15 protein-coding genes are annotated in these 25872 nt (G+C 43.1%); 2 read left to right on the forward strand and 13 right to left on the reverse strand.

The genetic code is table 11. The annotated features are described in order from the left end of the window. Positions 1-114 precede the first annotated feature (114 nt). The 8 genes from L1999_RS27320 to L1999_RS27355 all read right to left on the reverse strand — a co-directional run bounded on the left by L1999_RS27320 (position 115) and on the right by L1999_RS27355 (position 17220). Complete coding sequence (locus L1999_RS27320; RefSeq protein ID WP_235741401.1) at positions 115-1044, reverse strand: ABC transporter permease; 930 nt, start codon at positions 1042-1044, stop codon at positions 115-117. A gap of 177 nt (positions 1045-1221) precedes the next feature. Beyond that, positions 1222-4332, reverse strand: coding sequence for an alpha-mannosidase (locus L1999_RS27325; protein ID WP_235741402.1), 3111 nt, complete (start codon positions 4330-4332; stop codon positions 1222-1224). Positions 4333-4357: 25 nt separating this feature from the next. Further along, complete coding sequence (locus L1999_RS27330; RefSeq protein ID WP_235741403.1) at positions 4358-6238, reverse strand: beta-N-acetylhexosaminidase; 1881 nt, start codon at positions 6236-6238, stop codon at positions 4358-4360. A 286-nt stretch (positions 6239-6524) separates the two neighbouring features. After that, a complete protein-coding gene (locus L1999_RS27335) occupies positions 6525-7142 on the reverse strand; it encodes a YesL family protein (protein ID WP_235741404.1) in 618 nt (205 codons plus the stop codon). A gap of 38 nt (positions 7143-7180) precedes the next feature. Further along, positions 7181-8506 carry a glycoside hydrolase family 125 protein gene (locus L1999_RS27340; protein WP_235741405.1) on the reverse strand — a complete coding sequence of 442 codons (1326 nt, stop codon included), beginning with the start codon at positions 8504-8506 and terminating at the stop codon, positions 7181-7183. An 11-nt stretch (positions 8507-8517) separates the two neighbouring features. Next, a complete protein-coding gene (locus tag L1999_RS27345; RefSeq protein WP_235741406.1) occupies positions 8518-11214 on the reverse strand; it encodes an alpha-mannosidase in 2697 nt (898 codons plus the stop codon). A 200-nt stretch (positions 11215-11414) separates the two neighbouring features. Then, positions 11415-14432 (reverse strand): endo-beta-N-acetylglucosaminidase, encoded by a 3018-nt coding sequence (locus tag L1999_RS27350; protein WP_235741407.1) that lies wholly within the window; start codon positions 14430-14432, stop codon positions 11415-11417. Between the two features lie 112 nt (positions 14433-14544). Next, positions 14545-17220: an endo-beta-N-acetylglucosaminidase gene (locus L1999_RS27355; RefSeq protein ID WP_235741408.1), complete on the reverse strand. Its 2676-nt coding sequence runs from the start codon at positions 17218-17220 to the stop codon at positions 14545-14547. Positions 17221-18107: 887 nt separating this feature from the next. Here L1999_RS27355 and L1999_RS27360 point away from each other — a divergent pair. Further along, positions 18108-18293 (forward strand): hypothetical protein, encoded by a 186-nt coding sequence (locus L1999_RS27360; RefSeq protein ID WP_215046895.1) that lies wholly within the window; start codon positions 18108-18110, stop codon positions 18291-18293. A 429-nt stretch (positions 18294-18722) separates the two neighbouring features. Here L1999_RS27360 and lsrF read toward each other — a convergent pair whose 3' ends face one another. The 5 genes from lsrF to L1999_RS27385 form a co-directional block, all read right to left on the reverse strand. Beyond that, the gene (lsrF, locus tag L1999_RS27365) at positions 18723-19601 is read right to left on the reverse strand and encodes a 3-hydroxy-5-phosphonooxypentane-2,4-dione thiolase (protein WP_235741409.1); all 879 of its coding nucleotides are present in this window, start codon (positions 19599-19601) and stop codon (positions 18723-18725) included. Positions 19602-19999: 398 nt separating this feature from the next. Continuing rightward, a complete protein-coding gene (lsrB, locus tag L1999_RS27370; protein WP_275677739.1) occupies positions 20000-21073 on the reverse strand; it encodes an autoinducer 2 ABC transporter substrate-binding protein LsrB in 1074 nt (357 codons plus the stop codon). Positions 21074-21087: 14 nt separating this feature from the next. Beyond that, positions 21088-22086, reverse strand: a complete 999-nt coding sequence (locus tag L1999_RS27375; protein WP_235741410.1) for an ABC transporter permease — start codon at positions 22084-22086, stop codon at positions 21088-21090. 7 nt (positions 22087-22093) lie between these two features. Continuing rightward, complete coding sequence (locus tag L1999_RS27380) at positions 22094-23089, reverse strand: ABC transporter permease (protein ID WP_235741411.1); 996 nt, start codon at positions 23087-23089, stop codon at positions 22094-22096. Continuing rightward, positions 23082-24593 (reverse strand): sugar ABC transporter ATP-binding protein, encoded by a 1512-nt coding sequence (locus tag L1999_RS27385; protein WP_235741412.1) that lies wholly within the window; start codon positions 24591-24593, stop codon positions 23082-23084. Before L1999_RS27385 ends, L1999_RS27380 begins: the two co-directional genes overlap by 8 nt. A gap of 329 nt (positions 24594-24922) precedes the next feature. Between L1999_RS27385 and L1999_RS27390 the strand changes: the two genes are divergently transcribed. Beyond that, the gene (locus tag L1999_RS27390; protein ID WP_235741413.1) at positions 24923-25843 is read left to right on the forward strand and encodes a sugar-binding transcriptional regulator; all 921 of its coding nucleotides are present in this window, start codon (positions 24923-24925) and stop codon (positions 25841-25843) included. Positions 25844-25872: the final 29 nt, after the last annotated feature.

Genomic DNA, 25872 nt, shown 5'->3' on the forward strand with positions numbered 1-25872 from the left:
TCTTTTAATTTCTTCTACTGGCTTTGAAATAGCAAGCGATGAATGGGTTTGTTCTAGTTTTGGCATATAAGCAGCCGCCGGGCGACTTTTCCTCCCTTCGTAAAGAAATGAACATTAAAACAAGGCACTTTCCTCATCCACTTTTCGTACAATATAGTTCGTAATCATAACAAGGATAAATCCAACAGCCGACTGGTATAGACCCGCCGCTGTACTCATCCCAATATCCCCAAGATTCATAAGACCGCGGTATACGAATGTATCAATAACATTTGTTACTCCATACAAAGCTCCTGAATCTCTTGGCACTTGATAAAACAATCCGAAATCCGAGTTGAAGATCCGGCCAATATTCATGATCGTTAAGATAATCATTAAAGGTTTAAGCATTGGCAAGGTAACATGTTTAATCTGCTTCCATTTGGAAGCGCCATCAATCATCGCTGCCTCATAATAGCTCCGATCAATCCCGACGATGGATGCTAAATAAACAATACTGCCGTAACCTATCCCTTTCCACATGCTCATAAATACAAGAATAAACGGCCAATACTTCGACTCGCTATACCACGAAACAGGGTCAACATGGAACCAGCCAAGAATATGATTTAACAAACCGTGTTCCGTACTTAAGAAAGTGAAAACAAAGTAACTGCCAATAACCCAAGAAATAAAATGTGGGAACAAGATAGAGGTTTGATAAACCTTTGACAGCCTCTTATTGATTAACTCACTGAGCAGGATGGCTGTTGCCACCGCAGTTACTAGCCCTAATACAATAAAGACAACGTTATAGAGTATCGTATTTCGTGTAATAATCCAGGCGTCATTCGTACTAAATAGATATTTGAAGTTGTCTAAGCCAACCCATTCACTATTCATCACGCTGGAAAAAAAGCCATCGGGATCAATCCGAAATTTTTTAAAGGCTAAAACCTGTCCAAACATCGGCAAATACGAGAATAGCAGCAGCCAAATGGTGCCTGGTAAAACCATCAGCAGCCAAATTCGATTTTTATAAAGATCGTTTAATATCCGTTTCATCTTTGTCCTCCTCCCGCTTTTATGTAAGCACTTCCATACCTTTATTCTATAGTGAAAAGCGGCCTATTTATAGTTGACTAATTTAGGATTAAGTGCAAAAATCTTAGAAGTTTTTACAACAATTAGGCGAAAAAAGACAATAACCGACTGGAATGGTCCAGTCGGTTATTTTTTTTCCTATAAGACTCTTAAAGTCTTAATCTCATAAGGCTTGATTTCAACCTCAATTGGGGATGCAGATTCTTCTCCAATTGGTTCTTCCATTAAATTGGTCTCCACCCATGAGGTGATGCCTCTTGGTATCTCTAGAGTAACCTTGCCCCTCCGTCCTTCATATTCATGCAGGCGGATGATGATTCCATTGCCATCGTGAGCCGGCTTAATCGCATCAATCCAAACATGGTCCGAATCGATTGCCAGGAATGACTCCTCTTTTTCCCATTTCCCTTCCACAGCCAGGATAGGGTCATTTAGATCCCATGCTTTTTCAACCGTCTTCGCTTGGCGCCAATCCCCTATATGGGGATAAAGTGAATAAACAAACGAATGTGTTCCCTGATCCGCTTGTGGATCTGGATGAATCGCAGCTTTTAATAAAGTGATCCTCATCGTATTTTCTTTGATGTCATGGCCATATTTGGAATCGTTCAGTAAACTTACCCCATAGTCCGGCTCTGACAGGTCGGCCCATTGATGGGCAACCGTTTCAAATTTGGCCATATCCCAGCTGGTATTCCAATGGGTCGGGCGCTTCACATTTCCATATTGAATATCATAGGTCGCCTCGGTTGCGCGGATATCCACAGGGAAAGCTGCCTTCAGTAATTTTCTCTTTTCATGCCATTCCACCGTTGTATCAAAATCAATGCGGCGGTCATTTTTGTAGAATATCATCCGCTGAGAAATTTCAGAATGGTGATACGTCCACTTGGCAAGAATCGTAAACGTCAATTCCCCATTCTCCACTACTTCAAACGCCTCTAACCGGCGGATTTCTTCCATTTTTTCTTGATAGAAAAGATCGATATCCCAGGCATCATGGGCAAGCGGCTTATCTTCAAAAATTTGCAGGATATTCCCCTTTTGATTTTCAGAGAGAACCTGACGCCCCGCTTCCTTATCAAAAAGGGACGTCATTTGGCCGAATTCATTCCATTCCACAAGGTAATACGGTGTCTCCAACTTACCTTCCTGATAGGTAAAATTCGATTCCGCTTCCTGCACGGTTCCCACAGGCTCAAAATATAAAGTCTTGGCACCAAAGGATGGCAGGGTTTCTACCTCAATAAGCCAGCCGCTATCCCGTTTTTGATGGGTTAGGATTTCTCCCTTACTGTTTTTCCAAACACCAGCAGCATAATTGGCAAATTGGGGGACTGTCACATTTCTCATACTCTGCTGATGGGTTGCGTTAAAGAGCACAACAGAGCGGTCAGCTTGGTTCACACCATGCTCAATGATACGGGATTCCACGTTTCGAACTAACTCATGCGCCTCTTCGTATTCTTCCTTGGCATCCTCATACACCTCATGAATGGAGGAGCCGGGAATAATATCATGGAATTGATTACGCAAGATAATTTTCCAGCCGTCTTTCAGCTCATCCCTTCCGATCCACTCTCCATTTTCAGAAAGCCACGAAGTGAGGAATTCCGCCCGTCTATATAAAATCTCCAGTTTTCGGTTCATCCTCTTCATAAAGGCCTGGCTTGTATAGGTGCCCCGATGGTATTCAAGATATAGCTCCCCATCCCATTTATGGATATAGCCATTTGCTTCTGATACATTTTGGTGGAGCTTGTCAAAAAATTCCCCCGCTGTCGCCGTTTTCACATTCGGCATCCCTGGCAGCGAATCAAATCGGCGGCGCATTTCTAGCATATGACGGTTGACCCCGCCACCGCCATCACCATATCCATAGGAGAGAAGCAAATCTTTAGATAAGTCCTTATCACGATACCCTTTCCAAGCACCATTCACCGTTTTCGCCGTAATAAAGCCATTATACGTATAGAACCAAGAGTCCGGGGAATTCCATGGTTCCGGCGTCGTAATAAAATGCGTTAAAATCTCCGTCCCATCGATACCTTTCCAGTGAAAGGTATCATGCGGCATCCGGTTATACTGATTCCAGCTGATTTTGGTTGTCATCATCGTTTTGATGCCTGATTTTGTTAAGATCTGCGGCAGTGCCCAGCTGTAGCCGAACACATCCGGCAGCCATAGATACTTGCAATCAACACCAAACTCTTCTTTAAAAAAGTTTTTCCCGTGAAGAATTTGGCGGACAAGCGATTCGCCGCTCGGAATATTGCAATCAGCCTCAAGCCACATCGCACCGCCAGCTTCCCATTTGCCTTCTGCCACTCTTTCCTTTATTTGAGCATAAATCTCAGGATAATCCGTTTTGATATACTCATAGAGCTGCGGCTGTGTTTGCAAGAATAAATAGTCAGGGAATTGCTTCATTAGATGCAAGACCGTTGAAAAGGAACGGGCAGCCTTCTCTCTTGTATTTTTCAAGCGCCAAAGCCATGCCACATCAATATGGGTATGACCGATTGTGTGGATGGTGATATCGGAAGATTTGGAAAATGATTGAATCGCCTCTGTAAGGCTTTCCTCTGCCACATAACAGGACTGATAAAACTCCGGACTGCCGGGCTCGGTCCAATTAATCAACTGCAAGGCATTAGAGATCAACTTTTTTAAAATGGGATAGGCGGAGTCTGACTCACTTGTTTCTTTTAACGCCTCATAGGCGGCCAAAAGCGTATAGTAGAGGTTATCTACCCGACGATCCAGCCAGCCGATCGCTGCCATTTCCAGTTTAAATTCATTTTCCCTCGGTTCTCCTCCGCCCTCAAGCCCTGACCAGAGCCGGAAATCCAAGCGAATCGGCCCCTTAGCGGTTTCGTCATCAAAAAGGACTTCTTCATGGTTGGAATCGACACCTTGATAAGGCTTGCCATTGATAAAGAGAAGGGATTCAAAGCCTGAATTATTCCCCCCGCCCGTTTTTCCAAATGAGAAAAGACCGGCAATCTGCTGATCGGCATAGGGCAAATGAGTATCAATCTCTGCATGAAGCCAAATATAGCGATCGCGGCCTTTCCAGTAGTCGCCGATTTTCAGCACATGTTGTTCATTATAGGCAGCCGGAGGATAGGCACCGATGGCCCCATCATCTTCCTGTGCGTAAAATGAGTTGATCATCGTCAAGTCCCGATACCGATAACCCTCTAATTCCGTGATACGTGCATCAAATTTTCTATCTGTTAAAAACATAATTTCACCTCGTTAGGACTAGATATTATAATGAAAAGTTTCCTGCGGTGACGATCCGGTGATACACATTGCCGCCTGCCACTCCGTCAACCATTTCCCATGGCCCATCATGACGCAAGCGAATTTCTTCTAATTCCTCTATCCGGGAAATCCTTCCTTCGAGCCACTCCTGAATTCGGTATTTGACAGAATCAATCCGAGTTAGGATGCCGCCATAACGAATATCGATCACTTCCCAGCCAAATGGCTTGTACGCCGCAAACCAGATGTCTCGGTGCTTTTTCCTTAAAAGATCAACATTCGCTTGGATTCGATCCATGGTAATAAGAATGGATTTCATTTGCTCATAATTGGAATTTCGATATGCCTCTAGGATGTTGATGCCAATTTCCGCTTTGTCAGCGAGAACCCTCGCCAGTTGTTCATATAAATCAAACAAGCCTTCCCATGCCGGATTCTCCTGCTTGGCTTTTTCAAACACGGGCACCAGCTGCTGATAGTGCTCTCCTAAAGCAAGTCCGCGGACGTTCTCATCATATAAACCGATTAAACTATCTTGGTAGAGCAACACTTTCGACGTCATCGAGGAATTCATGTTATCCTTCATGACACCAGGTGTTTCATCCAAAAGTTTTAAATTCATAAAATCTGTAAAATGTCCATCACCGCAAAATTCAAAACGCTCTGACACCTTTTCAATCGACACTTCCTTTTGATAGGTGTGCTCGGCAAACAATTGCAAGATCGGAGAGGCGGCCGCAAACGGCGTTTCTGCCCCATTATCCCCCCACAACGTTACGAAGATTTCCTTAATTCCTTCCTGTTTACAGGCAGCTAGTGCCGCTTCGGTTGTCGCAATCGCCTTGCCATAGTTCGGCGCTAGTCCATTCCATGTCCAAGCCCCGCCGGCAAAAATCGGCGAGGAACCGAGAAGCTTATGGTTTTGAAAATCTTGTTCATATACTTCTTGTTCGCTTCGATAATAGTTCCAATAAACAAGCTCCACATCCGGGATTCCTTCTAATATATCCTTCCGAATGCTGCCGCTGTCATCCTTATAGGGGCTGTTTTCCGCAAACAGCGGGAAATACATATCACTCCAAATCATCGGTTTCAGCCCGAGCCTATCGGTAATCGAGACAACCTTTTGGAGATGCCGATTCATCAGATCAACATGGTTTTCAAACCCATGCTTTTCTAGATACTTACCTAGGCCAAGCTGAAAGGTCTCGTCCATGCCAATATGAATCCTTTTGGTGCGAAATGGCTCTGAGGCTGCTCTTAGACAGCTCTCTAAAAACTCATACGTTTTGGGCTCATCAACGAGTAAGATGTCATCTGTGTCTTTGAAGCTTTGAGCATAATTCCATTTAAGAGCTTCCCGTAAGTGGCCTAGCGTTTGAATACAAGGGATCATTTCAATTCCGAGATTTGCGGCATATTGATCACATGCTCGTAACTCCTCTAACGTATACCTTCCCCGCATATAGCCAAAATACGGATATTCCTTTACCTCGTACGTGTCCTCCGTATAGAGCATCAGGGTGTCTAATCCCATCACCGCCATCTGCTGGAGCAGCTTCTCTACTTCGTTGACAGTCGGAACGGCATTTCTCGAAGCATCAAGCATCACACCACTCATGGTAAACTGCGGGTTTTCGGTTAAGTCGAACTCGGTGATTGTTTGAAAATGCTCAAGCCAAAGTCCTAAAGCTCGGAAAAAATGAATCGGCTTTTCAAACGAAATCTCCCCTTGACCACTTTTATTTGCAGCCCTTAACGGCCCTTGCTGATTTCTCACTTGAATCGGATAACCGTCAGTAGAAAGCTGAATATTGAATCGGTTGGATAGCAGCTTCAGTCCATCTGTTATTGAAGATGTGTCTCCCTTAAAGTATAGTTGCACTTGTAATCCCCCCTGTTTTTGTCCAGATTGTAGTCGATTTAGTGTTGCAGATGTTTTTTAGCTATGTTTAAACACAAAAAGGCGTGAATGTGAGTATTTTTTTACTCTAAATAAATAGGTTGATCGATTTATCAGCAGTTTTTTTTAGTTTATCAGCAGTTTTTTGAAATTTATCAGCAGTTTTATAGAGTTTATCAGCAGTTTTGCGGTATTTATCAGCAGTTCCTTCATATTTCAGGAATTGCCCCACCTCGCCTCGTATCAAAGCTACACTCAACAGCACAAACTAACCAACATGTACCCTCTCCAATTGAGTAAACCGGCTAAGACAAATCCTCATCATCCAATAAGCAGGAGCCACCGCAGAAATAAACGGGATGAGCCCTGGATACCGATTAATCAAATAGCCAATCACCATTAACCCGATTCCAATCAATAGACTGAAAGGCAAACTGGTCAATGTCATGAAAAAGGACTGCTTGATATATTCCTTATTGGAATACTCATAATGCACATAGATGGCAAAGAAATAGCCTGCCGCTAATAATAGGACAATCACTAAAAGGTAAAGAATTAGCGAAATAAAACTGCCTAAAACACCTGTTAAAAAACCCTCTGTAATCCTGATATCGATAAAAAGAAACAGGCCAATGCCGTAAAAAACAAGGCCTATTCCATTGCTTCGCTTCCATTCTTTGAAATACACTTGCTTAAACGTCTTCCAAACAGGGAGATCGGTATCCTTCCTCAGCCATCTCCGGACAATTGTAAAAAGGGCAACAGTGGCAGGGAAAAAGCCAAACACCCCTAATCCCAAGGCGGTAAAGACAATCCAGCATACATTTGCTGTGATTGCCCTCCAGATCCACTCACAAACACCGATGATCCTTGAACTTTTTTCCATACCGGCACCAACCTTTCCAATCGTCGATCAAAATGAACTTACGCTTGATTAATTTTCAAAAATTGTTGATCAAGTGGACTGCCTTTGACTGCTTTCCCTGTCAGACTTAGCACGAATTCACTAAACATCGTGTTCGCCCATGCAAACCAGTCCCTTGTAAATTCCTCAGGGCTGTCGGCGTTAAAACCTTCATGCATAAAATCCGTACCGCCATCTGTGTTTTTAAAATAAGCTAAGATCTGCTGCTTTTCGTCCTCACTCGTCGAGGTCATCCCTTGGATGGCCAGGGCGATATGCCAAATGTAGTGGTCTGGCGTATGCGGGCTGCCGATGCCCTTGGCATACTTCCCTTCGTAATAGTACGGATTATCCCTGCTCAAAAGGAACTCTCGTGTATGGATATACGTCCGATCATCAAATGGCAGGTATCCTAAATAAGGGGCTGCCAGCAAACTTGGAACATTGGCATCATCCATTAACTGGCTTCGGCCCTCCCCATCTGTTTCATAGACATACATCTCGCCATAGATCGGGTGATCCAATTTCGCATATTGTTCAATCCCCTGCCTGATTTCCTCACGAAGCTGTAAGCACGCTACTTTTAAGGAAGAATCCTTCAACACCTCGTGACAGATTTCCGCCGCATATCCTAGCACGACAACAGCAAACATATTGGCCGGGACGAGGTATCCGTAGGTGCAGGCATCATCACTTGGACGGAACGCACTCCAGGTCATTCCGGTTGGGACCACACGCCCCCCTTTTCCTTCGCGGATTAAAGTATCCGATTGGCGCACATCGGCCCGTTCAAATCGGTAAGGAGACTGTTTTTCATGATCCTGCTCCGTCCTCCAAACCTGGATAATCGTCTCGATCACCTCTTGGAACGTTTCTTTTATATAAGCTGTCCGTCCTGTTGACTTCCAAAATAGATAGGCAAGCTGGATCGGATAGCATAAGGAGTCAATTTCATATTTCCGTTCCCAAATATGGGGCGTCATCTGGGTAAGATCGCTCTGGTGCCCCTTGCCATTCGCCGTTTCATTAAAGGCATTGGCATAAGGATCATGTAAGATAAACGCGAATTGCTGGCGAATAACCCCTTCAAGTAAATCGGCCAGCTCCGCGTCCTCCTCTGCAGCGATCAAATAAGGGCGTACTTGGGCAGCAGAGTCTCTTAACCACATCGCAGGGATGTCTCCAGTGACGACAAATGTTTTTCCATCCTCTAATTTTTTCAACGTCGTTGTATACGTATTAACAAAGCATTGTTCAAACATACGGTGTAATTTTTCATCCCCAGGAAAATATTCCTTCACATGCTGGATTAATTTTTGCATCGATTTTGGAATTACGGCTGTCATTTTTCCCTCTCCTATCTGTTTGGTTGAAAACCTAGTGTAATAATTTCATAGCCAGCCACATCATACTGATCGCTGGACTCATTGGTTTGTTCTTCAAGTATCGTACTCTTGTAAGTTGAAAAATCAGGTATTGATGCCTTAAGGCTAAGACTTTCTGGTGCCGGATTAAACCAGCGGATCATCACGTCATCACATTCTTCCGCCACTTTCATCGATGACCACGCAAGGCCCTCAGACTCCCACTCGACAAACTGATGGTCAGCTGGCAATGTGCCTTCATGAGCGCTTGCCTGGATCACCTGAAGGGGAACTTTATATTGATAAGCATCCACAAATGCTTTTGACGTAATCACATCCTCTTCATGCATGAGCACTTGCCACTCGGCTGTTTGTATACCTAGGCACTGGGCCTCTGGTGTCGGGAAGTAACCCCAGTCGCCAAGCTCTGCAGTGGAACGAAGGACGGTGAGGGCAATCGTTCCATCCGTTGGCAGGATTTCATATTCCTGAAGACCATCCGTGGCCACGGTTAAGCCTATCTCGCCATTCGAAAGGCTCGAGAAGCGCTGCTGATGATGACAGAAGCTAGGATTCTCCCATTCCTTTTCCGGCGTATTCGGGCGGTTCGCAATCTCAAAAATACTGTCCGCCTGATGTGTTTCCGTTTGCAATCCGGTTGGGAACAGAACACGCAGGCGATGATCGACCGCTTGATTGTCAATGGTCAGTTTAAAAGCAGGACCCTTCATTCCTTTTTCAAGAGTCACAACGGTTCGCAGCGTGAGGACGCAAGTTTCAGATGATCGGCCCGACCTTCTTTCCTTGTGCCAAATCAAGCGATTCCGTTCGTCCGCTAATTGATCGTCCGCTGATACCGGGATCTTGATGGTATGTGTAAATTCAAGCTCCGTACGCAAAGCTGTTTTTTCAATAAAACGAAATTCGGCCGGAACACCCTTTGTTGTAATCGGATCCTGTCCTTCTGCTTCCTTAAACATATATTCATTTCCGACATCCCCTGTGTCCTCGTAGATTCCGAGATGGAAGAAGGTCTTGCCGTCCGCTTTATTCGTAAGATCATAGGTACCATCCTCATGAAACTGGATGCGTACATATTCATTTTCTATGACCAGACGATCATCGGCCGAGTGTCCGTTAAGCTGCCCGGCAGATTCCTGACACGGAACAAGATAGAACGTCTTGTAACCGAATGCCGGTATATTATCTGCAAAGAAGCTCAGCTTAGCCCGTTTAGCAAAAAACGGCTGGCGGAATTTGTCATCCGGTAAATCATAGCCAAACTCAACCACTGGGTCTTCTAAATCAAATTTGATGGTCTTGCCTGCTTGATCCACCAGCTTGTAGACCGGCATCTCTTTGTCCTGTAAATAGACTGGAATTTGTTCGAAATGCATTTGGGAAAAATACACCTTCTCCAAATCGACTGTTTTTGTGACGACTTCGTTTTTGGTCCATCCCGTTGTATTCAAGACAACAAGAGGAATTCCGCCCACCGGTGCGCTCGAGGTATCAATTTTTTCAGCAAGCTCTGCTGCATGTTCCTGGACAAACACCTCTCCCATTTGCGAAACGGTTTCAAAGCGGGTTACCATTTCACGGTGCACCTCATCCACGCTGCAGCCGCAAATGCTGTCATGCGGGTGATTTTTCATCAATGATTTCCACATGAAGCGGAGATATTCCCTTGGGTACGTTCCGCCTGCTAAAAAGACCATGCTGGCGATCGGTTCGGCAATTTTTTCCAAAAAGGTTTGACAGTGATTGTTCCATTTCTTCAAATAAATCCGGCTGGATGCCGTATTGACTAGCGTCGACCAGCCATCGGTCCGCTGATTGCGCAATTCGCCTTCAATGACCTGCAGCTTCTCAGGAAGAGCTTCTTTTAAAGCTTCTGTATATTCATCGAAACTTGAATGCTTAAACGTGTATTCAGGATACAGAGCAGATGCGGTTTCAATGGCCTTCGGAATGGTCTTTTGCAGCGGCTGGTGATCGCATCCGTTCATAAACAATAACTGATTGGTGGACGCATATTTTTCTGCTTCACGCAGCTTTTGATCCCAGAATTTTTTTGCTTCCACATCGTTCACCGGGATTTCATTTCCGTTCGAGTACCAATTGGCAAAAAGAATGCCTAATACAGTGGAGCCGTCAGGTGATGACCAAATCATCTCGGAATAAGGTGATTCATATTCGGGAGCATCTGACACGGTGTTATTAAATCCGGTCGGTTTGACACCCCTTCCAAAAGCAGCCGTATCAATCCCCGCTTGCTTTAAAAGCTGGGGCGCCTGCCCGTAAATGCCAAAGGTATCAGGAAAATAGCCAATTTTTGAGACATGCCCATAGGCTTTGCTATCATGTAAACCGATTTGCAGGTTTCGGACATTTGCTTCAGAGCTTGTTAAAAAAGCATCCTGCAGCACATACCACGGTCCGATATGCAGTTTTTTCTCTTCGATTAATTGTTTGACCATCTCCCTGTTCTCCGGATGTACAGCAAAATAATCTTCCAAAAGAACGGTTTGGCCATCGAGATGGAACGCTTGAAAGGCATTTCCTTCTTCTTTGAACTGAGTGATCATTTCATTCATCAACTTTATGAAGTAATAACGGTGCTTTTCAAAAGGCAAGTACCATTCCCTGTCCCAATGGGAGTGTGAGATAATATGCGCTGTTTTCTTCATTGACTCTTACCTGCTTTCTCTTAAAATAGCAAAACGAAAACGCTATCATTTACTTTGATTTCATTTTAACAATCCAAGAAAATGGAGCAATAGATTACTCGTAAGTCCTATGGATTTTCCAGTGTTTCTAAAAATAGTTCATGAAAAATGGGGGCAGACCTCATTGCGATTGTGCAATGAGGTCCGCCCCCAACTCCTATTTAACCGTTCTTTTGGTTTCCATTATTAAAACTCTTTTTTAATTCCTCCATTTGATCCATTAACTGAACCAGACGGTCATAGTTAGTTACCTGGTTCCTTAGAGTTGGATGAAGCTTGTTGTAGGCAACTTTGCAGTCATTTACCATATTCTTATCAGCAAGCGTCAACTCATCCACATCAGGAAGCGCGCTGATTTGATGAATGACTTCAGTTACCTGTTCGTTCAAATAAGCGGAACTGAACCTCAAACTTTCCCTTTCATCTTCCTGCTGGACGGTATAATAGACTCTTCCAGCCTCAGGACCGAAATCAAGGTTCTCAAATACGATGGTTCCGTCTTGGTCAGCCGTCTTTTCTGCGAGAATATCCTTTGCATCCAAGGACTTATATAATCGAACCGTTTGACCTTTTTTCACTCTGTCAACCGTTACCTGATCTTCGGCTCCTGCATGATTTTCCGCCTTTACAAAATGCATCATCACATTCTCTGTTCTCGGCAGAGCAGCACTTTCAAACAACTGCCAATCATAGATACGGATCGCTCCCCATGGGGAAGTACCGCTATTATTAATTTGCAGTTTGAATTCCCTTGCTGTAACAGGCTGATCTAACACTACATCTGTCACAGCTTTCGTATTGCCTGTTATCCGTTTTGCGCTGATCCATTCACCGTTTTTATTTTTATAAAGCAGCTCAAAATCCACGGTGTTCATATTTTGGGCTTCCCCGCCATATTCAGCATGTTCCACGCGCCAGCGGCGAATCGTTTTTTCCTCGCCAATATCAATGGTCATATAACCGGTTTTCATATTGGTTGCGCACCATTTACTATTGCCAAGTGCGGTTCCGTCCAGTGCTTTGGAGGCAGGTTCTGCCGCATTTTCCGCGGAAACAGAGGTTACCTTGGCGTTGAACGCCACATTAGGAGAAGTAGGATTCTTCTCGATCTCTGTTGCATCCGTACCCATCCCCCAATCAAAAGAGATGGTGGCAGCTTGACCGCGTACATCATCCTGATTGACCGGAACCACTTTCAGTTTCGTCTTGTTATCATCGGAAGCATTTTCGATCGTTCTCGTAATGTTTGGTGTATAGAAATAGTTATTCGGTGTTACTCCTAATAGAGTTTCGACGCCATCAGCATTCTCCTGGTAAACCTCATAATGCAAGACATTCTTTTGCTCGGCCCAGCTTAGACGGGCCTCGGCCTCAAACGCTGTTTTCGGCATCTTTTCCAGAATTTTTACATCAGCCGGTTTGGTTAGCACGGCATCTGCGGCATCATAGACGGACAGCTGGCCTAAATGAATCGAGTAGTCTTCCATTTTTTCAGAGTTGTTGATTTTCAGACTTAACGCATAGGCGGTTTTCCCTGCATCCTTTCCGAGATCGACAACCGCTGTCTGCCAGCCATCACCCGATTTAGGCAGCGGATAATAGTTCATGCTGCTTTTTGCATAGTCTTCACTAGTGGCTACACCCAGCGACAGATCAGCTCCCGACTGGTTTTGATAAACGACACGGACCTTTGTTGTGTCCGTAATAGGGAGTTTTGAGCTGTAAAGCATCGTGTCATTGACAGAACCCGGTTCAAGTGCACCGCTAAATTTCAGCGAATTGCCCCCGTTATAGGCTTTATCAAAATCATAGGCCACCTTGATTCTGCTCCCTTCATTGCGGATCCACCAGCGCCAGGTCGGCATGATATCCTGGATGGAGCGGTTATTCCACTCAAGACTGCTTGCAACTTTTCCATTCACAAAATACTGTTTTCCATGGCCGCTGTTAAAGTTAGTGGTAAACGGCTTTGATTGAATAACGGATGAATCCGAGACAAAGCGCGCCATCCCTTTCCAATCTGCTGAATCATCGGCAAGGGTAGGATCACCTTGAGGACCTGTCCATAAGTAGTTTTCTTTTTCATGGAAGTCGGCCGGATTAGCCGCTAATCCCATGGTTGAATTCGGCGCATAAAGAGCAATCGATACTTTTGGCTGTTTCTTTTCATCTAGCAGTGCATCGGTATTAATTTTTGTATTATACGAATTCTGCTGAATTTCAAAACCTGCATAGGCATCAAACGGACTGCGGTTATGGCCTTTCATCGTTTCTACGGTGGTGTTAATCTTACTGGTTGTCCAGTTATAGTTTAAAAAGAATTCATCAACGGCAGATACTCCATCTTCTGCCGGCTTCACATACATGTCATTTTTGCTGTTGATGGAATCCTGATAGTTGATGGCTCCAGTATTGTCCTGAGCATCATACCAACTGACATTTAGACTTGAATTTCGTTTTATATAGCGCATCATTTCATTCATGCGTTCGGCTGTTTCTTTACTAACGCCAGACGTCTCTTGATTGAAAAAATAGCCATCAAACCCAAAGTATTCCGCCACTTCAATCATCTTGTCGGCCACTGGGAAACTGCCATCTTGTTTCTGTTGTGTGAACTTTTCAATCTCGGCGACTCCTTCAGCTGACCTGCCCCATGGGAAACCAAGTGTGGCATAAACAGGCACCCCATTCCGGTGGGCGGCATCCACAATATCCGGTGTAGGGATAGCAAAAATCCCTTCATTGGTTCCTGCCCAGTAAATATAGGAGTCTAGTAATTGCCAGTTGTCGAAAGCGTATACATTAAATTCATTGCTTCCGACCGAACTAGCTTCATCATGATTCCACGTTGTAATCGCCGCAGAGGTGATACCAGCCTTTGGGTTTGCCAGCGGATTAACCTGGGAACCTTTAAAGCGATTTTTATTTAATGGAACGCTGGCCCGGTTTATTTCAGCATCCGGGTCACTTTCAGGTGACCACTTTAGAAGTGTGTCAACCCTAAAGGCTGGTGCCAGCGGCTTTAGACTGAGCTTGTCCGCATAATTCTCATTGACAACGTCCGTCCCGTCTCCATTCACGGCGGCCTTTGCCCCAGGTGCGCCATTTGAACTTAGTAACAATAAGGCGGCCGATACCGATAAAATGCGGCCGAACAACCTGCTTCCTTTTTTCCTCATCTTGCTCCTCCTCTTAATCTATATTACTTCCAATTACCGAAGCCTTCTTTTGATCATAGTGTTGGTGTTCAAATTAAAGGAAACAGGAGAACAGTCCCTGCTTCCACACATACTATGGATTGGGATATCCATGGACTTCAAATTCATAAATTCTTGCAGCCGTATCTCCGCCCTGGGTCGGCTTGTCAACCCACAAACGGACATACCGTGCGTTTGTTAAAGTGATGCTGTGCTCCGAAACAGCCGCTGTATTATCGGTCACCTTAACCGCCTCTGTCCAATTTTCTCCATCTGTGCTTACTTCAACTCGAAATGCCTGGGTGTTAAAGGCTTGCGGCTCCCCGCCCGACTCTGCATGGCGAATGACAAACTTGGAAATGGCATATTGACCGCCAAGATCGACCTGTAACCAATGCGGAGGATTCCCCAAGGCGCACCATTTACTGTTATCCGTTACCTTGCCATCGAATGCGAACTTCGCCGCTTCAGTCGGAGAACATTGTCCGCTGGCGATGGTAGTCTTGTTCAATGCCACATTTTGAATGTCCTTTGCCGCTTCAGAAATAGTGATCATTTCCTTCTTAGTGAGGACACTCTCGCCCTCGCTGTTTTTCGCAATCAGGGTCACCGAGTAAACGCCTTCTTTATCATACGTGACGACCGGATTTTCCTCATGGCTCACAGCTGGAGTGCCGCCTTCAAACTGCCATTCCCATTCTTCTGTTACTTCAGATGACTTATTAACAAAGTGAATCTCCTGCCCTGGAGCCGCTACCGTTTTATCCGCACTAAAATCGGCCTCCGGCTTTGGATACGCGGGCCAATCGAACGTAACAGCCGCTGGCTCGCTGCGTTTGAAATCTTTGCTCACCGCTACGACTTCCAAAGTGGTGCTGCTTTCTTTACCGCTGCGCTTTAAATTAGAAAGGTAATAAACCTGATTAGGGGTAGCGCCCACAAACTCTTTTTCATTGTTCGGCAGCTTCCGGTAAATTTCATAGTGGCTCACATCGGAATCAGACTTCTTCCATGCAAGCGGGACATCCGCGTAGATTCCCTTGTTAAACTCCACTTTATTGACCTTTGCCTCAGTCGGAGCATCGATGGAATCATGTTTTTCCTGTTTATTATAAATCTTGATTTCTCCGATATTGGTCGTAAAATCTTTCACATCCTTGTCACTCTCAACAAGAAGAGAAAGGGCCGCAATTTTTTTATCACTATATTTTTTAAGTTTAATAGTGTCAGTAGTCCACGGTTGGTCCGTTCGTTTTTTCACATCAAAAAACACAAATTGGTCTGGATTGTCCGTGAAGCTGACTCCTACTTTCATGTTTGGTTTTTTCATATCTGTTTTGTAAGTCAGCGAGATTTCCGTATCCTTTTGGATCGGCAGGTTGGTTTTATAAAGCTTGATATGGGTAGGGTTGTCCGCTTCAATTGTTCCAGAAAGCCTTAGCGAACTGCCGCCATCATAAGCCGTATCCCAATCGAAATTGACGTCAACCAATTGTCCGCCTTCCTTCAGCCAGCGCCAAGTCGGAAGGATATCCTGCAGACTGCGGTTATTCCAAGATTGTTTGCTTACCATATTTCCATCTGTCGCAAAAAACTTACCGCTTCCTGTATTAAAATGAGTCACAAAAGGAAGTTCCTGAATGGCCGTTTTAGCAGCAAAATAGTTGGCCATCCCTTTCCAAGTTCCGTTATTGCTGGTGGATGCCGGATTTCCGGACTTTCCAACCCAGAATTCATTTTCCTTTTGGTAAAACTCCTCCATCGTGGAAGCCGTTTTAAAGGCCCAATCCGGACGATAAATTCCTAAAGAGGTTAATGGTGCTTTGCCCTCAGGGAAAATTCCCTCCCAAGGAACATTTGTACTTGTCCCTTTTGCTTCCACATCAATCCCGGTAAAAATATCATACGGGCTTCTGCCAAGTTCCTGGGCTTTAGTAGAAGAAGACTGCTGGTTGCGCCACCAGAAGTTTAAAAACATACTGTCAGAAACACGGGTTTGCCCATCCTGCAGGAAGCTTGCGTTTTGATTGTTCAACGCATTTTGCCAGCTAACCTTCCCATCTTTCGTCATCGAATCATACCACATGATCTGCATGCCTTCTGGCTTATGCTGCTGAAGATAGACAAGGAAATCCTTCATCTTTTGAGCCGTTTGAGCATTTCCACCTTCGGTTTCCTGGTTAATAAACCAGCCATCAAATCCGTAATAGCGTGCAGCTTCAATCAGCTTGTCCGCAGCAGGAAAGGAGCCATCCCCCGCCTGAGTCAGCATTTGGTTCAGCCACTCGACCTTACCGCCATATACAGTCGGCGGAAAGAAAACGTTTCCTAAAATGGGCACACCGTTTTTATGAGCCGCATCAATGACGTCCGCACTTGGCGGGACAATGATCCCTTCACCGGCAGAACCCGCCCAGTACACCATGAGGTCAACATATTGCCAATAGCTAAAGGTATTCGCCAAAAACTCTTTCCCGCCTTGTGAAGGAACACCGCTTGTTGTGGGGTTGAGTGCAGATAAAGCCACTAGCTTCGCATCTGACTGGGCATGGTCATTGACTTTGTACAACACATCCCGTTTGCCTAATGGAATTTGGCTGCGGTTAAACACAGCATTCGGATCATTCTCTGGAGTCCAGTTCAATAATTGTTCGGGATACCAATAAGATGATTCTGGCTGTTTGGCATAACTAGTGTTAGGTGATAACACCACAATCACGATGCATAAAAAGAAAACCAGCCACCAATAGCCCTTTTTCATGTTTTTCATTGTTTCTCCTCTCCCTCTGTCTATTTTTTTATATTGAAGCTTATGTAAGCATGCTTCCCCTTTTCCTGCGTTGGACCCAAAAATGATAGCGCTGTCAAATTTATGACCTGAGTTTTTTCTGTCATTCATTCCCATTGGGCTCTTTTTTCTCACATCTTATTCTGAGCGGCGGGCTCCGTCAATGTATGCCTAAAATGTGATTTAGTTTTTCCACTATCTCTAAGCTTTTTCCATTAAAACTATAACGCCACAGATATTGATGACGTTATACTACCCTGAGAGGCAATCTTTAGGTTTACGGTCTTTATAGGGTCTAAAGTGACAAGATTTCGACCAAATTCCCTATAGGCTATACTATTCAAACGTTTAATTAATAAAGCAGAGATAGCATCGATATATGAGTTTCTCTTCTAAACTGCTAAAAAAAATGTCGAGGACCACTAGAGTATTTCGCAGAAAATCGGTCAATTCCCGGAAAATTCTATCCTTTTCGTTTGAACAGACAATTCCCCCTACTTTTCCTAATGGTTCCCTATTACACAAACGTTTGGTTAAAACCTTGGTAACCCTTTGCCAATCCTGCCTTCTTCTCTCCAGTTGGTTAAAAGAAATGTCGATCCCTGTCTACGAAGATCCCTCATTATGTAATCAAGTCCGCAAAATATAAAACTAGTTCATTTCCCATTTTTGATCATTTTTTTCCTTAGTTTAAAAAGAAACGGACCTAGAGATTCATCTCTAAGCCTTTTTCTTTGAGCGATAAAACTAATACCCAACACGTCCGCCTGGTCTTATTCATATGAACAATCCCATTGTTACAAAACTGACATAATTGTAATCATAGTGACATATAATTTATCAATCACCTAGGAAGGAGGAACAACCCTATGGATAATCGTATATTCTTGTTTCTTGCTACAATTTTATCTGGTTTTGCACTTATAAGAGTTCCTTTAGCTGGTTCATTCCTTGAAGGCGTTTCACCTGTAACAAATATCCTTGGCATTCTAACCGTTATTGTCTTCTCACTTGTCTTAATTTATAAAGGTGTAAAAGGCTTGTTCCAAAAGTAAAGGGGATTCAGATGGGGAGCACTCTATACGGGTGCTTTTCTTATTTATTTCTATATAACAACACAATATACAAATAATTAGCTTTAGTGGTCCAATCGCTCCTAAATCTGCCCAACCGAATGAAGTCTTACGATAGGCAGAACAGCTTTGTGGATTCTTTAAGATTTACGGTTAGCTTTTCAATCACACCTATTAATATAAACCGCCAACTTTTAATCATCTTTCTGTGTCCCTATTTAAGTGAGCAACACCAGAGGCGGCAGAAGTATAATATTAGAGGCCAAATTTCCAATAGTTGATAGAATTTTGAAGCCTATGGAATCAGTGTCTGCTTAGAAAACATAAAAGGCACAACTAGCAGTTTCGCTAGTTGTGCCTTTTTGCACGCAAAAGTTCCAATTATCCGCTAGTAGAACCGTCCCTATGATTCTAGTTTGTGAGATGTTGATAAAACTCAAAAGCCTCTTTATCAGTAAAACCTTCATGAACAACCTTACCAACTGCTTGAATCATTTCTTCGGGATATTCAGATTGGAAGATATTCCTTCCCATATCCACACCAGCTGCACCGCCTTGGATCGAGTTGTAGGCTAGTGTAAGGGCATCTTTTTCTGGTAGTTTCTTACCGCCTGCAACTACTAATGGGACTGGGCAAGCTGAGGCAACTTTTTCAAAATCCTCGCAATAATAGGTCTTTACAATTTGTGCACCAAATTCGGCCAGCATTCTTGTGGCTAACAAGAAGAAATTAGTCGTTCGCTCCATTTTTTTACCAACGGCTACAACACCCAGTGTGGGAATGGAATACCTTGAGCCAAGGTTAACAGCTCGGTTTAATTCTTCAATGGTTTCCTTCTGTCCATCAGAGCCAATAAAGGTTTGAATCGCGATCGCACTGGCATTCATCTTAATCGCATCTTCCATATCAACGACCATGGATTCATGACTTAGGTCATCCTGGAGAACACTAGAACCAGAGGAAGCTCGTAATGCTATTGCTTTATTAAAGGTCGGCGGGACACTGCTTCGAATGGCCCCTCTAGTCCCCATTAAACAATCAGCATAATTTGCCAATCTAGGAATCAGCAGATCTAATCTTTCTAGCCCTGAAGTAGGTCCCATGAAATAGCCATGATCAAATGCTAACATGACGGTTTTACCAGTATCCGGGTTAAAGATTCTTGATAACCGGTCCTTCATTCCCCAGTCATAATTGTTTGCACCTTTTACATGGTAATTTCCATTATTCGCGAACGGTATACTCTCCGAAAAATCCTTTGCATTTTTGTTGCCATGTGTATCAGCCATTTCTCTCACTCCTTTATAACATGTACTCTATTTAACCTTGAATGTTGCTCTCCGTTCCAGGCGGCTTTCCGCTCCTCGCTTGCTTGATTAATTCCGCGTGTTTAGCTGATAATTCCGCGCAATTTTGAGTTTTTTCCGCGCAATCTCCGATTAATTCCGCGCTTTTTTCCTTTTTTCCCGCGCCTTTTTGTATTAATTCCGCGTACCTGTCCTAGCAGCCGCCTTCCGCTCCTCTCTTACTTGATTAATTCCGCGAACTTGGCTGATATTTCCGCACAATTTCAAATTTTTCCCGCGCAATCTCCGATTAATTCCGCACCTTTTCCCCTTTTTTCCGGGCTTTTTGGATTAATTCCGCGCACCTGCCCCTGCGGCCGCCTTCCGCTCCAATCAACATGTTAAAAATCGTAGTCGTTCGTATTGTCTTTCGTAAATACAATCCGTTCAGGCAACACAATAATGCCTGAATCATCTGCTGTATAATCGTAGCCTTGGATCGTGTTCGGCTCTACTTTAACGGAACCCATATCAGGAACATCCAACGAATCCCCAACCTTTAGATCTTTCCCTTGAGCCAACCAATAAGCAACATACACAGCAAGAGCCCCTTGATCTTTTACATCCCACAACCCATGATTCGTAATGGTTCCATTTTCAATAAACTGTCTCATCGAATTAGGAGAAGCAAACCCAGTAATAATCACATCACTTGCTTTTAACCCTTTGTTTTCAGCTGCTTGTGCCATAGCTGGAAGAGCTGTTGAATCCGGGCAAATAACCGCATCAATACCAGGATAAGAATTTAAAATACTTTCTCCAACCTGTAATGATTTTTGTTCATTGGCATCACCGTACTGAGTCGTAACCACTTCCCATTTTGGATATTTTTCTTTAATATATTTGTTTGCAGCTTTAACCCATGAGTTTTGATCAGGAACGGTCGGGCTGGAATAGAACCAGGCGATCTTTTTAGCATCATTAGGGTTAGCCATTTGTTGTGCTGCCATATCAACAAGCATTTTTCCGAGGATATCAGGTGTACCCTGGTCTACATAAACAGAACGGTATTTAGGATCAACATCTGAATCCCATGTGACAACTTTCACCCCGGCATTTAATGCCTTTTTCAATGCTTGATTCAAACCGTCTGAAGAAACAGATGAAATGGCAATCGCATCTGCACCACTATTGACGGCACTATTAATAATTTGTACTTGATTTGCAACCGTACCTTCAGGAGCACCATCATACTTTACTTTAAAACCAACCTTCTTGGCCATTTCTTGTGCACCATCGTTACCAGATTCAAAGAAAGCATTCCCTGTCATTTTTGGAATAAAAACCACCTTAATATCTTTAGGATCTTTCTTTTTGCCCCCTTTTCCGTCTCCAGAAGCATTTTCATTGGAACCGCAGGCAGCTAATAATAAGGTCAAAATCGCCATAATACTAACTATTTTAATAGACTTTATCTTTCTCACTGTACCTAACCCCCAATATGTTGTTTTTGTGTTAAGAGTTTTTTCATGTTAAATCTGAACTCTGGATTTATGCCCATGAATGCGACTGATACGATAAGAAGAATCCCAGTAGCTAAACCTATATACTGGGTCGAGACCCCGGCCATTTGTAATCCTATCTGCATAAATCCTAAGATTATGCTAGCTAACGCTGTCCCGACAACACCCCCTTTACCTCCTGTGATTAATGTCCCTCCTAACACCACAACCGTTAGAATGGGCATTAGATACTCAGCACCATAATCAGCTCTTGCACTGCCTAAATAGGAGGTTAATACAACCCCTGCAATACCAGCACTTAACCCCGACAAGACGTACGAACTAGCAATGATTCTTTTCGTATTGATTCCCGAGTAATTGGCTGTGTTTTGGTTAATTCCTGTCAAGTATAGATATCTGCCATACCTTGTACGGTGCAGGAGAATATAAGCAACCAGAAACAAGATCATAAATAAAATAACGGCATTCGGGATTCCCATGACATCTCCATTTGCAATGTTGCTAAAATTCTCAGAAAAGCCCGAAATCCCTTCATAGGTACTTACACCAGACAATCCCACCAGCACAATCGCAATCCCGCTATATAAAAGCATCCCGCCCAGAGTGATGACCATCGCTTGAACTCTTCCATAAGCAATCAGAACTCCATTGAGAAGGCCGCATAACCCACCAATTAAAATGGCACAAATGATCGAGACCCAGATATTGATCCCAGCCACTTGCGACAAAAGACCTGTGACAACTGAGGTTAATCCAATAATAGAACCGCCTGAGATGTCTATCCCTCCTGTAATAACAACCAGTGTGACAAAAAAGCCAATAATCGCAATCGCAATAAAATCGTTAAAGCTATTTAACAAGATCGTGACATTCCAGAATCTTGGATTAATCATCCCAAAAATGATAATTTCTGCAATAATTAAGATGAATAAAGTAAGATTCCATTTCGGGATTTTAGTTAACATGGCATGCCTATGCCTCCTTTTGTAGAACCCTGGCATTTAATCGAACTTTCTTTGCCTTTTTATTAGCATTTAACGTAACCAAGGCATCAATCACTACAATAATGATTAATAGAGAACCCGAAATCGTATCATTCCAAAAGGCTGGTACTTTCATATAAACCAGTGCAGAGTTGATCGACGTTAAAATAATCGCTCCCAATGCTGCCCCAACAACCGTTCCAATTCCGCCTATTAATGACACACCCCCGAGAACGCAGGCTGCAATCACCGTCAACTCTATTCCTGCTCCAGCATTCGTGGAGACAAAGCCAATTTGACTAACAAAGATTAATCCAGCTAATGAAGCACAGATACCAGAAATGACAAATGAATAGGCAATATATCTATTCACAGGAATCCCAATTGAAATGGCTCCGTCTCTGTTATCACCAATCGCAATGTAATACCTTCCCTTATTGCTCTTAGACAGGTATATCTGAACCAATAGGACCCCAACAATAACAAGGAATGATAATAAATTAATGCCAAAGATGTCTATATTCGAAAGCTCTTTAAAGTTTGCAGGTATATTTTCTACCCATTTCCCGCCCGTATAAATGACTTGAACCACTCTCGTAATGGAAAGGATCGCTAAAGTCATAATAAAGGAAGAAATTTTTAACTTGATCACGCCAAATCCATTAATGAGGCCAATGATAGCCCCAATCAGGATGGCAGCAATCACAGCTAGAAAGATATTTCCTCCGTCGCGAAGAATCGTTCCACAAACGGCAGCACTTAATCCTAGCGTTCCGCCTACTGAAATATCTAAATTCCCGGTTAACAGGACAAAGGTCATCCCGACTGCAAGAACAATATAAAGCAGGCTGCTTTTCAAGGATTTATCGATATTTTGTAAAGAGATATAGTCTGAGTTAATAAAACCCACTACAACAAATAGAAGGACTAAAAATAGGAACGTTCTAAATTCCCGTTGTTTGAATATTTTTCTAACGCTAGACATGTGTCTGATCACTTCCTTTAAATGTTCCAAAAGCTGCCTTCATCACATTGACCGCATTGATTTGGTCTAAGCTTAGGCAAACATCGCAGGTCCCCTGATAGACAGCATAGATTCGGTCGCTAATCCGTTCGATTTCTTCTAAATCGGAGGAAATAAGGAGAATCGAAAATCCCTGGTTTTTTAATTCTGTCAAGATAGAATAGATGTCACCTCTTGCAGCCGCATCAATTCCCCTTGTTGGTTCATCCATAATGATTAATTTAGGGTTCATGGATAACGCCCTGGCAATAACAGCCTTTTGTTGATTCCCGCCTGAAAGTGATTTGATTTCATCCTCCTGGGAATTGACCTTTATCCTTAATCGATCAATATACTGATTGGCCACTAGTTCTTCTAACTTTTTCTTGGTAAAAAAACCGTGCTGTTTAATAAGTTGAGCGGTGATATTATTTCTCACAGAGGTTATCGAAAAAATCCCGTTTAGAAATCGATCTTCCGGTATATAAGCCAACCCGCTGTCAACCGTTTCATTTATCGACAACTTTGTAATGTCCTTCCCATCAAGATAGACCTTTCCGCTCTCAATCGGATTAATTCCGTAAATCGCTTCCGCAATCTCTGTTCTTCCGGCACCAACAAGCCCGGCAAGCCCCACAACCTCTCCCTTATAAACTTCAAAACTAATATTCTTAAATCCATCACCAATTATGTTTTCAACTTTAAGGATCGGTTCTTCTCCCTCATGAGTGGACCCTTGTCTAGTAAACTGATCGTTGTAATGATTTTCATTTCCAACGGGAAGCAATCCTTGAATCAACATGTCTTTCGTGAACTCCTCTATTTTCCCCTTTAGAGTTACTTTTCCGTCCCGTAAGATGACGGCATGGGTGGAAATCTGAAAGATTTCATCAAGACGGTGGGTAATATAGAAGATTCCAACCCCAGTATTTTTCAACTGTTTAATCACCTTGAATAATGACTCTGTTTCTGAAAACGTTAAGGTAGAGGTTGGTTCATCCAGAATCAATACTTTTGACTTTCTTAAAAGTCCCTTAATAATTTCAAGCTGTTGTTGTTCCGCGATACTTAATGTAACGGCAAACCGATTCAAATCAAGATTCCAGCCTAACTCTTTAATGAGCTTTGCCGCTTCTACTCTCACTTCATTTTTATTTTTACTAAAACCAATCGTGAGGTTTTGTTCAACCGTCATATTTGGGAACAGCAATGGTTCCTGCGGCACTAAATAAATGCCTCTTTCATGTGCGGAAGAAGGATTTAAATGCTCCGCCTTTTCACCAGCAATCTCAATAACTCCTCCATCGGCCTTGTAAATCCCCGTGAGGATTTTCATTAAGGTGCTCTTCCCTGCTCCATTACCGCCGATAATAGCGATCACTTCTGACTCATTAAGCTCTAAGGAAACCCCCTCCAAAACGTTGTTTCGGTTAAAGGCCTTCTGGATATTCTCCAATCTCACTAAGTTACTCGGAGCATTCATCATAATCCCCTACCTTAGTACCATTTTGTAATCGCTTACTAATAAGCTATTACGGATTCATACATTTTATTAACGATTAAACATATTATTAGCTAATAAACCTTCTATCTATCTCTGATGCTGGCAAATTTAAAAATAAGCCAAAACACCTAACGAATGATTCTCCCGTAGATTATATGAACTAGGAATAATATTCATTACATGCTTATTACAATATAGAAGGATGATCGAATGATTTTGCTTTTACTTTTGTTTTACCATCATGCAAAAGTATCACAATTGTTTTAACATAAAACTTTTGTTTCAAAAATAAACTGTAGAGAGTGAAGAACATGTCATATGAAAATAGCCTGATCATAAAAATCGCATGGAAATATTACATTGAAGGAATGACGCAAAATGAGATAGCAGAGTCTTTAAACCTATCTAGAATGAAAGTGATCAAATACCTAGAGATCGCGAAGGCCAATAACATTATCCAATTTAAAATTAACCTGGAAAAATTGGTTAACATCGAATTGCAAAATCAAATCAAGCAACAGTATCAATTACAAGATATTTATATCGTTCCTGCCTCTAACGAAAATCCGTTAAATAGTCTTACAAAAGCCGCCGCCCACTATATTGAAGACCGAATTACCAGCGACACCATGATAAATGTTGGTTATGGGCAAGCCGTTTCAGGGACCTTGGGACATTTAACGATTTCAACTAAGTACAAAGTCACCTTTGTTTCATTATCAGGCGGTGTAAAATTCTACATTCCAACAGCCATCGATTCGTCATCCGATTACTACACAAATCCTAATTACCACCATTACATTATGCCGGCCCCATTATTAACATCTACCGAACATCTTGCGAAACTTCTGATTCAAGAAAAACCAATCAAGAAAATCTTTGACATGATCCCTTACTCCACGATCACCATCATTGGCATTGGCGCCGTAAACGAAGGGGCCACCCTTGTCAAGGAAGGATATTTAAACCCACATGAAATGGAAATCTATAAATCACTGGGAGCCGCAGGAGATTTATTAAGCCAATTTTATGATAAAGATGGCCATGTTCTAGAGCTTCCCTTGCATAAACAACTGGTTAGTACCGATATCAAACTATTAAAATCACTTAACCATGTTGTGGCTGTCGCTGGCGGGTCTGAAAAAAGGGAGGCCATTATCGGCGCCCTAAAAGGGGGCTATATCGATGTACTAATCACAGATGAAGCCGTTGCCAAAAGCCTAATCGAGTGAATCCCAATTTGATCGAAAGGAACGATTGC

Source organism: Neobacillus drentensis (genome assembly GCF_021560175.1).
Lineage (GTDB): Bacteria > Bacillota > Bacilli > Bacillales > Cytobacillaceae > Neobacillus > Neobacillus drentensis_A.

Coding starts and splice junctions, on each gene's coding strand:
- L1999_RS27350 (WP_235741407.1), bottom strand. CDS start 14,432: ATGAGGAAAAAAGGAAGCAGGTTGTTCGGCCGCATTTTATCGGTATCG.
- L1999_RS27335 (WP_235741404.1), bottom strand. CDS start 7,142: ATGGAAAAAAGTTCAAGGATCATCGGTGTTTGTGAGTGGATCTGGAGG.
- L1999_RS27385 (WP_235741412.1), bottom strand. CDS start 24,593: ATGATGAATGCTCCGAGTAACTTAGTGAGATTGGAGAATATCCAGAAG.
- L1999_RS27375 (WP_235741410.1), bottom strand. CDS start 22,086: ATGTTAACTAAAATCCCGAAATGGAATCTTACTTTATTCATCTTAATT.
- L1999_RS27340 (WP_235741405.1), bottom strand. CDS start 8,506: ATGACAGCCGTAATTCCAAAATCGATGCAAAAATTAATCCAGCATGTG.
- lsrF (WP_235741409.1), bottom strand. CDS start 19,601: ATGGCTGATACACATGGCAACAAAAATGCAAAGGATTTTTCGGAGAGT.
- L1999_RS27320 (WP_235741401.1), bottom strand. CDS start 1,044: ATGAAACGGATATTAAACGATCTTTATAAAAATCGAATTTGGCTGCTG.
- L1999_RS27380 (WP_235741411.1), bottom strand. CDS start 23,089: ATGTCTAGCGTTAGAAAAATATTCAAACAACGGGAATTTAGAACGTTC.
- L1999_RS27360 (WP_215046895.1), top strand. CDS start 18,108: ATGGATAATCGTATATTCTTGTTTCTTGCTACAATTTTATCTGGTTTT.
- L1999_RS27325 (WP_235741402.1), bottom strand. CDS start 4,332: ATGTTTTTAACAGATAGAAAATTTGATGCACGTATCACGGAATTAGAG.
- L1999_RS27345 (WP_235741406.1), bottom strand. CDS start 11,214: ATGAAGAAAACAGCGCATATTATCTCACACTCCCATTGGGACAGGGAA.
- L1999_RS27390 (WP_235741413.1), top strand. CDS start 24,923: ATGTCATATGAAAATAGCCTGATCATAAAAATCGCATGGAAATATTAC.
- L1999_RS27355 (WP_235741408.1), bottom strand. CDS start 17,220: ATGAAAAACATGAAAAAGGGCTATTGGTGGCTGGTTTTCTTTTTATGC.